Source organism: Cohnella sp. (genome assembly GCF_041640265.1).
GTDB lineage: Bacteria > Bacillota > Bacilli > Paenibacillales > Paenibacillaceae > Cohnella.
In genome coordinates this window covers 51,727-63,892 of sequence record NZ_JBEQAP010000034.1, presented here as the reverse complement: position 1 = coordinate 63,892, position 12,166 = coordinate 51,727, and the positions used below count along the sequence as shown (strand labels likewise).

The 12,166-nt window shown below is 43.6% G+C and carries 12 protein-coding genes and 2 pseudogenes; 10 read left to right on the top strand and 4 right to left on the bottom strand.

What is annotated here, in order from left to right; translation table 11 throughout:
- Nucleotides 1-128 precede the first annotated feature (128 nt).
- Nucleotides 129-1,061, top strand: a pseudogene (locus ACESLK_RS20740) (ATP-binding cassette domain-containing protein); the annotation flags it as partial.
- A 197-nt stretch (nucleotides 1,062-1,258) separates the two neighbouring features.
- Complete coding sequence (locus ACESLK_RS20735; protein WP_373231613.1) at nucleotides 1,259-1,399, top strand: hypothetical protein; 141 nt, start codon at nucleotides 1,259-1,261, stop codon at nucleotides 1,397-1,399.
- Between the two features lie 417 nt (nucleotides 1,400-1,816).
- Here the strand turns inward: ACESLK_RS20735 and ACESLK_RS20730 are convergent, their stop codons facing one another.
- Complete coding sequence (locus ACESLK_RS20730; RefSeq protein ID WP_373231612.1) at nucleotides 1,817-2,266, bottom strand: hypothetical protein; 450 nt, start codon at nucleotides 2,264-2,266, stop codon at nucleotides 1,817-1,819.
- Between the two features lie 337 nt (nucleotides 2,267-2,603).
- Here ACESLK_RS20730 and nikA point away from each other — a divergent pair, with 337 nt between their 5' ends.
- The 8 genes and pseudogenes from nikA to ACESLK_RS20690 all read left to right on the top strand — a co-directional run.
- Nucleotides 2,604-4,202, top strand: a complete 1,599-nt coding sequence (gene nikA / locus ACESLK_RS20725; RefSeq protein ID WP_373231611.1) for a nickel ABC transporter substrate-binding protein — start codon at nucleotides 2,604-2,606, stop codon at nucleotides 4,200-4,202.
- Between the two features lie 4 nt (nucleotides 4,203-4,206).
- Complete coding sequence (locus ACESLK_RS20720) at nucleotides 4,207-5,148, top strand: ABC transporter permease (protein WP_373231610.1); 942 nt, start codon at nucleotides 4,207-4,209, stop codon at nucleotides 5,146-5,148.
- Nucleotides 5,145-5,960 carry an ABC transporter permease gene (locus tag ACESLK_RS20715; protein WP_373231609.1) on the top strand — a complete coding sequence of 272 codons (816 nt, stop codon included), beginning with the start codon at nucleotides 5,145-5,147 and terminating at the stop codon, nucleotides 5,958-5,960. Before ACESLK_RS20720 ends, ACESLK_RS20715 begins: the two co-directional genes overlap by 4 nt.
- A gap of 14 nt (nucleotides 5,961-5,974) precedes the next feature.
- Nucleotides 5,975-6,832 (top strand): ABC transporter ATP-binding protein, encoded by an 858-nt coding sequence (locus ACESLK_RS20710; RefSeq protein WP_373231608.1) that lies wholly within the window; start codon nucleotides 5,975-5,977, stop codon nucleotides 6,830-6,832.
- 14 nt (nucleotides 6,833-6,846) lie between these two features.
- On the top strand, nucleotides 6,847-7,671 hold the full coding sequence (locus tag ACESLK_RS20705) for an ABC transporter ATP-binding protein (protein ID WP_373231607.1): 825 nt from the start codon (nucleotides 6,847-6,849) through the stop codon (nucleotides 7,669-7,671).
- Nucleotides 7,656-8,867, top strand: a complete 1,212-nt coding sequence (cntE, locus tag ACESLK_RS20700) for a staphylopine family metallophore export MFS transporter CntE (protein WP_483862623.1) — start codon at nucleotides 7,656-7,658, stop codon at nucleotides 8,865-8,867. Before ACESLK_RS20705 ends, cntE (ACESLK_RS20700) begins: the two co-directional genes overlap by 16 nt.
- A 16-nt stretch (nucleotides 8,868-8,883) precedes the next feature.
- A complete protein-coding gene (gene cntE / locus ACESLK_RS20695) occupies nucleotides 8,884-10,083 on the top strand; it encodes a staphylopine family metallophore export MFS transporter CntE (RefSeq protein ID WP_373231615.1) in 1,200 nt (399 codons plus the stop codon).
- Nucleotides 10,084-10,334: 251 nt separating this feature from the next.
- Nucleotides 10,335-10,448 (top strand): annotated as a pseudogene (locus tag ACESLK_RS20690) (response regulator transcription factor); the annotation flags it as partial.
- A 66-nt stretch (nucleotides 10,449-10,514) separates the two neighbouring features.
- On the opposite strand, the gene ACESLK_RS20685 reads toward ACESLK_RS20690, so the two are convergent.
- From ACESLK_RS20685 to ACESLK_RS20675, 3 genes are read right to left on the bottom strand one after another with little or no spacing between them, the layout of a single operon-like run.
- A complete protein-coding gene (locus ACESLK_RS20685; protein ID WP_373231605.1) occupies nucleotides 10,515-10,994 on the bottom strand; it encodes a FixH family protein in 480 nt (159 codons plus the stop codon).
- Between the two features lie 13 nt (nucleotides 10,995-11,007).
- Entirely contained in the window at nucleotides 11,008-11,229 is a 222-nt protein-coding gene (locus ACESLK_RS20680) for a hypothetical protein (protein WP_373231604.1), read from the bottom strand.
- A gap of 44 nt (nucleotides 11,230-11,273) precedes the next feature.
- Nucleotides 11,274-12,077, bottom strand: a complete 804-nt coding sequence (locus ACESLK_RS20675) for a PepSY-associated TM helix domain-containing protein (protein WP_373231603.1) — start codon at nucleotides 12,075-12,077, stop codon at nucleotides 11,274-11,276.
- Between the last annotated feature and the right edge of the window lie 89 nt (nucleotides 12,078-12,166).

The following is a 12,166-nucleotide window of genomic DNA, read 5'->3' as shown; positions in this document are numbered from 1 at the left end:
AGATATAACTCACTACGGAATATTTCATGAACCGCCGTATACCGAACGGTACGTACGGTGGTGTGAGAGGTCGGGAGTTAATCACTCCCTCCTACTCGATTTTTTAATACAGGAGGGACGAACCAGACATGTCATTAATCAAAGTAACCAACCTGACGTTTGCCTATGACAATAGCTATGATGACATCTTCGAGAACGTAAGTTTTCAAATCGATACCAATTGGAAATTGGGGTTTACGGGAAGAAATGGACGAGGAAAAACCACATTTCTCAATCTGTTGCTCGGCAAATATGAATACAGCGGAACCATTTCATCCAATGTTGACTTTGAATATTTCCCTTTTCAAGTCGATCACAAGGAATACAATACCATGGATGTCGTACACGACATTTATCCGGACTATCAGCAATGGCAGCTCATTCGTGAACTTTCGTTGCTGAAGGTGTCAGAGGACGTTTTATATCGGCCCTTCGATTCCTTGTCCAACGGCGAGCAAACGAAAGTGCTTCTGGCAGCCTTGTTTCTGAAGGAAAACAGTTTTCTTCTCATCGATGAACCGACCAATCATCTTGACTTGCATGCCCGGAAACTTGTCAGCGACTATCTAAAAACCAAAAAAGGATTTATTTTGGTCTCTCACGACAGAGCATTTCTCGACAACTGCGTGGACCATATTCTTTCGATCAACAAGACGGACATCGAAGTCCAGAAAGGAAATTTTTCCGACTGGTGGGATAATAAACAAAGGCAGGACAATTATGAGCTAGCCGAGAACGAAAAGTTGCGAAAAGACATTAAGCGGCTGTCTGATGCGGCAAAACGAACAAGTAACTGGTCTGACGAAGTGGAGAAAACGAAAAACGGTTCACGCAATTCAGGCTCCAAGGTCCACAAAGGGTACGTCGGTCACAAAGCAGCCAAAATGATGAAACGATCGAAAACGATCGAGCACAGAGAGCAATCCGCGATCGAGGACAAATCCAAGCTCCTGAAAAATGTCGAAAACTCGGAAAGCCTGAAAATCTCGCAGCTTGCTTATCATAAAAACCAACTGGTCGAATCTTGGTATAAACGTTAGAGGTAATCAAATTGTTTATGAGCGATAGAGGTTTGAAAGCGCTTTAAAATGTGGATATGAATGGGAATTTAAATTTTTGAAAAAAAGATATGCATGTTTCGTTGAACTCTGAAACATCCTATAGATGGGATCGGACGATTGACCCCACGCTCCAAATGATACAGTCGGAGGTGAAGCAGATGCCTAAAGGCATGAAGAACAACGATGGTAACAAGTATAAAACAAACCCGAATTATGCGAAGCAAGTGTTGAAGAATAACGAGGTTCAACCAGCGCAAAACAATCCGCGAGAAAGCGACGATACGCTTCGTCATTCCTAGGCATGATTTAATATACATTTCTGAATCCATGAAATAAGTGTCCACCGCGAGGTGGAATCTGAAGGAAGTCGGCGGCAAACCTCAGGTTCGATGAAACGACTAAGATTTTAGATTGGAATTAACCACAAGGCTGCCGAATCGAACGGTGGCCTTTTTGTGCGAACGGGCAGCATTCAATCAGGAGTTTAAACACAATGATGCATGTCGGAAGACAAGAACATTATCCGAATGAATTCCGCGTAAACCGCGGGCTTTTTTATTTATCGGACAATGTTCTTGTCATTTGGCGATGACAAGAACATTGTCCGATTCCCGATTTGAGACAAGAACATTGTCCGATTGCCGACGTGAGCCACCGCAATTTTATGTGGGAGTTTGAAATAACGCGTTCACTCTAGATTCTAGAATTGAATGGTATCAAACAAAGCTAAAAAATTCAGGCGGCAACAGACATGGAAACCAAACAAGGCAAACGTTGTTCAGATGGAACGTAATATCCGAGTGCCAGTTTTCATTGTACCCCGGGGCTTCGGAAGCGAGCTCCATGGTGATCTCCAGTTTATTTGGGTTATCGCTGGACAATAAATAATTCGGTACTTTATAATCCAAAAACCCTGAACTCAACCACACAATTCCAGCGTTCATTCTGGCCGATTCCATAATATAACGAACATCGTCCAGTTGGCCGATGATTTTTTCCGTTGTCACGATCCCGCAGGTAGGTCGAGCTTCGAAATCCGTGAAATGACCGAAAGAATTGGCCATTAAGCTCATTTTTCGCAGAAAGCTCTCTCCCGTGTAAGTGAACGAATGGGAATCCCATTTTTTTCCGAAGATGGTCATTGATTTTCGCGCGGTTGTGGACATCCGGAATTCCAGGAATTTAAAGATGGGACAATAGCATAGAAGTAAATATCTAACGTGCTATTTTTGACATAATAATAGCTCTATCGAGTCATGTTAAAGTCACAGCTTATTGAATATACTTGGACATGAAATAATATAACAGGTGATAGCTATTATTAACTATTAGGTTGTAAATAGATTAATTTAATTGCTTTACAATCATTAATGATTGTGATTTAATCATAAATGATAATAGTAATCATTACGATTGGTGGGGTAAATGGTGAGAGAGGTAGCAGAAAAGAAACGATGGATGAGTGAAGGATTGATTAGCAAGAAATTAAAGAACATGCTACGAATGAAAAAACTGGCTGTGTTCGTAATTGTCTCTTGTCTTGTACTTTTAACGGCAGCTTGTGGAAGTGGAGAGACAAGCAAGCAGCAAGCAGGTGCAAACACCGAAACGTTGACATTGTCATGGCCGTTAGATCTTGGACCAATAAATCCGCATTTGTATGCTCCTAATGAAATGTTTGCTCAGGCGATGGTTTATGATCCGCTTGTAAGCTACGGGGATAACGGAGAGATTCAGCCGGCCTTGGCCAAAGAATGGCAGGTTTCAGAGGATGGAAAGAGCTATACATTTACGCTGCGTGAGGGCGTATTGTATTCAGACGGTTCCACCCTCACAGCGGAGAATGTGAAGCGAAATGTAGAAGCAGTTATTCAAAATATGGATAGACATAGCTGGTTAGAAGCTGTAAGCATCATCGAAAAAGTAGAAGTAATCGATGAATTAACTGTGAAAATAGACTTGAAAGAGTCCTACTATCCTTTCCTGCAAGAATTAACATTAATTCGTCCATTGAGAATGTTAGGCGATAATGGGTTTCCTGCGAGTGGTTCAACTGCAGAAGAAATCGCAGCACCTATCGGAACAGGTCCGTGGATTTTGACAGATTATGTAAATGGTAGTCATGCCGAATTTACGCAAAACGATAACTATTGGGGTGAGAAGCCCAAAATTGAAAAGGTCGTAATCAAGTTCATTCCAGACTCCCAAACACGTATTATGGCATTGGAAAAAGGCGAGATTGATTTAATTTTCGGAAGCGGTCAGCTTGCTCCAGTAGAGTATCAAACGCTGCAGCAGAAGGGCCAGTACCAGTCCATGATCTCGGGTCCGCTGTCAACGAGAGTGCTTGCAATCAACTCTACGATAGCTCCGACGAATGAGAAAGAGGTTCGATTAGCCCTACAGCATGTGATGGACCGCAAGACCATCGTTGAACATGTACTGAATGGGCTGGAAGAGGAAGCGCAATCGTTATTTTCGCCGGGTTTCCCTTACAGCGATATTAAGGTAGGACTATATAAGTATAATATCGAAGAGGCGAAGCAGCTGCTTGATCATGCAGGATGGAAAGTTGTAGACGGAAAGCCATTCCGGATGAAAGGCGATCAAGCTCTGCAAGTCACCATTCCTTATCGCAGCACAGACATGGTTCATAAAGGATTACTAGAGTATTTGCAAAGTGCTTGGCGTGAAATCGGGATCGATGTACAGTTAAAGGCGGAAGAATCCCAATTATATACCCAAAAGGTCAGAGCGGGAGAATTTAATCTCACTTTTAATGATACTTGGGGCGTACCTTATGATCCGCATATGTTTATCCGTACAATGATTGGTGAAAATCAATTAGGATACTATGTACAAAAAGGCACTGCGATTTCATCTCAATTTACAGCCAATATTGAAAAAGTGATCCACACAACGGTTGAAAGCGAACGTCAAGAATTGTATGAAGCGATTCTGCGAGGAATCCATGAAGAAGCGATGTTTATTCCAATCTCCTACCGTACCAATTATCTGGTAGCTAATGATCGTGTTAAGGGGCTGCAGTTTACTCCGCATCAATATGAAGTGCCGCTTTCTCTTTATGAATTGAAGGAGTAGAGGGATGCTGAGCTTTCTATTTAGACGAATTGGAAGTATGGTTCTGGCACTATGGGGAGTATCCCTGCTAGCTTTTTTCTTGATCCGGATCATTCCCGTTGATCCTGTCGAAGCTTATTTTGCCATTAATCAACTGCCGGCAAGCAAGGAAGCAATGGATGCGATTCGCGAAGAGCAGGGGTTTAACAAACCTCTGCTTTCGCAATATGTGAATTGGATCTGGCATGTGCTTCAGCTTGATTTTGGCAAGTCGTTTGTTACAAGGTCTGATGTAGCGAGTGACCTCATAGATAAATTCTGGATTACGTTATGGATTGCTGCAGCAGCCTTATTTTTTGTCGTTTGCATTAGTGTCAGCATCGGGGTTTTATCCGCGGTAAAGCATTCCAGCCTGTTTGATCGGCTTACACGCACAACGATTTTTATGATTGCTTCGATGCCTAGTTTTTGGTTAGCTTTTATTTTAATCTACGTCGTGGCTTTAAAATGGGGGATCCTACCGTTAATGGGGTGGGGAACCTGGCAGCATGTGATTTTGCCGTCGTTAACGTTGGCACTCGGAATATGCCCCTATTATATTCGATTAATCCGAACAAGCATTATCGAGCAGATGCAGCAGCCACATGTGCTGTACGCTCGGGCACGCGGTCTCAAAGAGAGCGTCATTATCCGCAATTATTTGCTGAAGGGAACGCTGCCTCCTTTATTAACCTCACTAGCGATGACGTGCGGCGGCTTAATAGGCGGAGCTGCGATCGTTGAAATCGTATTTACGATCCCAGGGATAGGAAGGTATATTTTGGTTGCCATGGAAGCCCGCGATTATGTTGTGCTGCAAGGCTTTATTTTGATCATTGGGGTTTTTTATATTGTCATTAACTTTGCAGCAGATATCGTATGTGCCATGATCGATCCGCGTATCCGTCTAAAGGGGGGAGAACAATGATCAAGAGAAACAAGCGCTTGCCGCTCATCATCAGCAGTACGCTTGTTGCTTTACTTGTTATTATGGCCTTATTTGAGCCTTGGCTCATGCCCAATGATCCCTATGCGACGAATGTTGCGATGAAGCTGCAAGGCTATTCAGCCGCCTACCCGTTAGGCACGGACCATTTAGGGCGCTGTATCTTATCAAGGCTTATCGCGGGCGCGAGAGTATCCTTGGTTACCACATTTTCGATTCTGATCGTAACTATGATTATTAGTCTTGCAGTCGGGATCACAGCCGGTTACATCGGTGGAGTCATCGACACGGTCTTAATGCGCCTTTGCGATATTTTACTTGCGATGCCTAATTTTATTTTTGCTCTTGTTATTGTAGGAACGTTGGGCGGCGGCCTTTTCAATATGTTTATCGGGATTGTTTTTGTCTCTTGGGTATGGTATGCCCGCATGATTCGCAATATGGTGTTAAGTCTTAAAGAAGCTCAATTTGTGAAGTATGCACAGGTGACTGGCGTTTCTCGATTTAGCATCATGCGGGTTCATATCCTGCCTTTTGTTTTTCCGCAAATCTTTTTACTTAAATTAATTGGTCTAGGTTCAACCATTTTACTCATCTCTGAACTGTCTTTTTTAGGATTAGGAGTGACGGCTCCAATGGCAGAGTGGGGGATGATGATCAGTGATAGTAAAACGTATTTATTGAGCAACCCCATGTTAATGTTCATCCCGGGTGTGATGATCTCGCTAACGGTGCTCATTTTTAACTGGTTTGGAGATACGGTTCGTAACGCCCTGGATCCAAAAACGTTGTAGAGAGGCTGATTCCCTTGCTAGAAGTAAAAAATCTCTCTGTATTTGTACAACAAGAGACGGATGAAATTCAAGTTGTACAGGATATAAGCTTTCAAGTTCCAAAGGGAAAAGTTGTAGGTATCGTTGGGGAAAGCGGCAGTGGAAAATCAATGATTTGTACCACGATCCTCCAATTATTCAATGAAGGCCGCAGGGTAGAAGGAGAGATCTTCTATAAGGGTGAATTGCTTTTCCAAAAAAATAAAAAGGAAATGCGTAATCTAAGGGGTAAAGAGATCGCTCTTATTATGCAAAATCCGATGTCCATGTTTAACCCCATGCTATCGATTGGAGACCATTTTGTAGAAACACTGCAAGCCCATATAAAAATAAGCAAAATAGATGCTAAGATTAAGGCGCTTGAACAGCTGTCACGTTATCAGCTGCCAGGAGATCATGTGCTAAATAAATACCCTCACGAGCTGAGCGGAGGGATGCTGCAACGGATCATGATTGCCATAGCGGTTAGTCATTATCCATCCCTGATCATTGCGGATGAACCAACAACCGCTCTGGATACGATGACACAGCTGCGCATCTTGGATGAGCTGCAGGCTTATCAGCAAGACTCAGGAGCCAGCATACTTATTGTTTCTCATGATTTAGGGGTCATTGCCAAAATAGCTGATGAGCTTATCGTTATGAGACGCGGGATCATGGTCGAATACGGCCCCGCTTCCTTAGTCCTTGATAACCCGCGACATCCATACACCCAGGCTTTGCTGGCCGCTAAGGAAAAAAATCGCAGCTTAGATGAGCTTGTTGATCAATATGACGAGCCTATAGTGGAGCCTTTAGTTGAATGGAAACCTGGATATTGGGTGAGGCAATAAGATGGAGGGAACCCATGATTGAATTCATCAACGTATCGAAGCAGTTTCGTGAGGGAATATGGTGGGGACAGAAAAAAAACGTACAGGCACTGCACGATATTTCCTTACAAATCAAGGAAGGAACCTGTTTTGCCATTGTGGGGGAAAGCGGTTCAGGTAAGAGTACTTTAGGAAAACTGTTGATCGGTCTCGAGAAGCCGGATACGGGACAGATTATGTTCCAAGGCTCCAACCTGCATGAAGCGGATCGCCAAAAACGGCAGCTGTTGCGCAGAGATATGCAAATCGTCTTTCAAGACTGTTATAGTGCCGTCAATCCCCGAATGAAAATTAAAGATGTTATAGCTGAACCGATGCGAGTCCATTTCCAATATTCCGCGGCTGAAATAAAGGAAAAAGTGAAGCAGCTGCTTGAAGCGGTTGGATTAGACGAAGAAGCTGGCGAGCAATATTCCCATCAATTTAGCGGCGGGCAGCTTCAGCGGATCACCATTGCAAGGGCGATATCGATTCAACCGAAGGTCATCGTCTTGGATGAGGTGATTAATAGTTTGGATGTACTCGTGCAGATTAGTATATTGAAGCTGTTAAAACGATTACAACACGAATTGAACTTGACCTATCTTTTTATTTCACATGATCTGCATGCGGTAAAACTGTTTGCTGATGAGGTAGCTATACTAGATAAGGGTGAAATAGTAGATTGTGCACATCAAGTTAAGCATTTTGATAAACTGACTCATCCTGCCAGTCGAAGATTAATAGAAGCTCAGCTTCCTATTGTACCTCAGCTGGCTAAGGAGGAGTACCCGGTAAAGAAAGGATTGTATGTATCATAAGAACAGGTCCACTCTCTAAAGAAATGCTTCAAATGTATGCACTGGCGCTTCTTTTCTTTACAGCAAATGCTGTCCTGACCGTCATTTTCCCTTTACAGGCAGCGGGACATGGCTTTAGGGAAGGTGAAATCGGCATCATGATGGGACTGTACATGTTTGTATGTATGGTGCTACGGCCCTGGGCAGGTCAAATGGTTTCCAAGTATAGTGTGTTGACGATCATGAAATGGTTATTGGCAGGTCATGCGCTAGCCTTGCTGTTATATGTTTGGCTAGGAGTGGAGAGCTTGTATATCGTCCGTGCGCTTCAAGGTGTCGTGACGGCATTTTTTTCGATGGCGATGCAAATTGGAGTGGCAGCGATTTTGCGAGATGAAGATCGAGGACAAGGCATGTCCATGTATTCTTTATCTACTGTGCTGCCAGGCTTGTATGGACCTGCCTTAGCTCTCTTGCTTTGGACTCAATATGATCATTTTTATATATTGCTTCTGATTGGCGCCTTAGCGGTGCTTCCATTTTTATTTGTATACAGCGCTCCATTACCAGCAACAAAAGATGAAAAAGGCGGGTTTACTTTCCGCGAGATGATTGCGGTCTTTAAGGATGCCTGTCGAAATAGAGGTTTAATAGTATCTGCCTTTGTTATGCTTATCGGTGCAACGGTTTTTGGTGCGGTTTCAACCTTTTTACCTTTGTATATGGTGACGACAGGCTATGGCAATGCGGCACTGTATCTATTCGTACAGGCGATCGTCGTGGTGGTGAGCCGGTTTTTGCTTCGAAAGTCGATCCCTTCTGATGGCCAGTGGCATCCGGGTTTTATGTCGATTGTACTCGTTAGCTCGGTCATTGGAACAACCTTGCTGGCACTCATGCCGCAAATCGGTCACTTTATTTATGTGTCAGCTATATTTAATGGTTTGGCTGCAGCGATGCTGTATCCAACGATCGTCACGTATATGTCCTTTGCCATTCCAAAAGAAACCAAGCATATTTTACTTGGTGTTTTTCTTGCTTCTTATGATTTAGGCTTTGCCTTTGGCTGCTTTGTTATGGGATTTGTTATACAAATTAGTTCTTTTTCATCGATGTTTGTCACTTGTTCAATTTTTGGACTGGCAGCCATTATGTTCATTTGGGGAAAGCGGAAGGAAACGGATGTCATTGTCGTGGACAAGGGTGCCGTTGCTTAAAGAAAGGGGTGAAAGTGTGAGAGGAGCATTGTCTTGGCATTTTTTACGTTTGTATCTATTGGTTCTTCTCTTTTTTAGTGCCAACTCTATACTGAATGTCATCATCCCTTTACGGGGAGAATCATTAGGCGCCAGTAATACAACGATTGGGATCATCATGGGGGCCTATTTATTTACCACGATGTTCTTTCGGCCTTGGGCAGGTCATATGATTCAAAAGCATGGGCCTATAAAAGTATTACGAATTATTCTAATTATCAATGGCTTTGCATTAATACTCTATACGTTTACTGGATTAGAAGGGTATTTGTTCGCCCGTATGCTGCAGGGTGTATCGACGGCGTTCTTTTCAATGGCACTGCAGATCGGCATTATTGATGCTTTGCCTGAGGAGGATCGCTCACAGGGCATTTCACTTTACTCGTTATTTTCTTATGTTCCGGGAATCATGGGTCCCTTACTTGCGTTAGGGATATGGCAAGCTGGGGATATGAATTATTTTACAGTGGTGATGATAGCCATTGCTATCTCTACAGGTCTGTTTGGTTATTGTGCCAAAATGGATAAAAACACAGATCCACCTGTTCCGAGTCACCCTGAACAGAGAGTCAATATGTTTACATCATTTAGTCAATTAGTGAAAAATCCGTTTTTGTTTAAATGCAGTGTATTGATGTTGATTTCTTCCATTGTATTTGGGGCAATTACATTCTTTATCCCATTGTATGCTATGCAATTAAAAAGCGGTAATGCTGGTATTTATCTCATGCTGCAGGCGGGTACTGTTGTCTTTGCTCGTTTTGCTTTAAGAAAAAAAATCCCTTCAGACGGCAAATGGCATTCTTCTTTTATCATGGGGATAATGCTTGTATTAGCTATATCGGCTCAATGTGTAAGCTATTCTATAACGGGTGGACCTATCTTTTTCTATCTCGGCGCTATTTTGATGGGGGTAGCGCAGGCACTTATCTATCCAACGTTAACCACCTATTTAACCTTTGTTTTACAAAAGGTGAATCGTAATGTGCTGCTTGGTTTATTTATTGCGATGGCTGACTTGGGGGTTTCACTGGGCGGAGTCATTATGGGGCCTTTAGCTGACCTTTTTTCATACTCATCCATGTATATGATTTGCGCTATTTTAGCTGTGGCAATGGTCATTTTTTCCTATGACCGACGAAAAATATTTGTTGAGGTAGCTACAAGAGAATCTTAAATACATAAGCGTCTAATATCCCCCAGCTGTTCCTCCGTTTACGAGTCTGTCAGAATAGAGGCATCTCATTAAACGGAGGTTCTAACATGGAGCAAGCAGCAACCATTTAGGTTCTTTAACCTCATGTAGGGGTCGGGAATATAGGGGGCGTGCCAACATGCTATAAATAACAACTTTGGTTTTTCTTTAAACAACAAGAACGTTGTAGCATCTCGCATATTAAGTGCTATAATAAATCCTCCGTGACCACAATTTCCGAGCATACGGTTAAAAACCATATGAAAAATATTCTGCATAAGCTCAAATTGGACAATCGAGTCCAATTGACCCGGTTCGCGATCGAGCATCAAATCGTGGAGACTTGATTATGTTTCATAAAGCTGAAGACCTCCAATCCCTTGAACAAGCAAAGGACTGGAGGTTGACTTTGTTTAATGGTGATTTGCCGAAGACTCAGATTCGCCTGTTTCATGCTGCTCGAGTGCAGCAATTCTTTCGATGGCTTCCGCTCCGATCGCGATGCGCTTCGCAGGCATTACCTCCAAATTTGAGGAGGCGACGTGACTTTTCAAAATATAAATGCCATCTTCGCTGAAGACATGCTCGGCTTCATAGAGTCCGGGAGAGCTTTCGCTTGCCTTAACCGTTACTGCCTGATCCATCTTGTTTTCCGACCAGATAATGAATTCCGCCAGTTCGGCTTGTTCGAATGGCTTTCCGCTTTTTTTGACATCCAGCTTTAACACAACAATTTGCTGAAGTTCTATGTTGGCAGGAATCTGAAGATCGACTGTCAAATGAGGAGAGAAACCTCTCTCATCTGTATCTGCTACATCCGTCGTACAACTGCTGAGGATGATCATCACAATCAGAAACGTGAATCCAAATAAAAGTCTTTGTGTTTTTGTCATTTCTATCCCATCCTCAAGCAGAGAACCAGTGCCGAAGCGGCTTGATCCTGCGAATAATTAATAGGTCCAGCACAAGTACGACAATGATAGATGCCCCGACCAAAGGCATTACAGCTCCGCAAATCAGAAGCAAGACGAGAACAGTAAGCGTAACTCCCTTATCCTTAGGCCTTGAAGGAGCTCCCAGACCGTCAGGCTTGCGTTTGCGCCACATCATATAGGAACTCACGGCCATCAATATGAGCCCCAAAGCTGCGACAAGCCCAAGCAACTGATTAGCTATTCCGAATGCCTGCCTTCATGAAAGGCAATCCCAAGAGTGATAACCTTGGCCATCACGCCATATTCTGAATAACGGACATCTGTCAATACAGCACCGCTATATTGATCGATGTGGAGAGTCGCATTCTTGCCCGGCGTATTATGAGCGGTCGATAAGGTGTAAACGCCGGATTCACCCATAGGCAAAGTGATCGTATAGGGCAAAAGGACATTTTGTTTATCGGCAATCATTTCAATGTAGTCGACACTAAGGGGCAAGTAACCTCCGCTCGCTGAAGCCGGAACAGGCAAATTCTCGGCGGCCCAAGGCAGATCCTCGGCAATATCTTTGGCCACAGTTACCGACTCCGGTTTCGCTCCAAAGCTATAAGCGAATGGAGGAGCATTCGTATTGGTCTTATTCGCCAGCTTGTCGATCTGTCCGCCTAAAATGCCGGACCAAGGAAGCCCTGATGCGATCATTACCACAAGCAGAAGCGATAGCCAGAAAGCCGGAACCGCGTGGATGTCTCTCCAGAAGGTTCGGGAGCCAGGTTTGCTTAGTCTGATAAGGATCGTGCCCCAGATGCCTGCCTTGTTGCGCGGCCACCATATGATTAAACCGGTCAGGATGAGAATCAATGCCCAGCATGCTGCGAGCTCAACAAGCCGATTAGCCCATGTTCCTCCGATGACAAGCTGACTGTGCATCTTCTTGAAAAATGCGGAAAATGTTTTTACGGATTGGCGAACCAGAGAGGGGCTCGTTTTCTCGCTTGTTTGAGGAGATGGTGCTAATTTTTCAACTGGCATGCTGCTCATCGTTACTGCCCCCGCTTTATGATTTATCGATAAGTTTAAGTATATAAGGGCGAGGATGGTGTTTATATGACTCTTTCGAGCTATTGTCG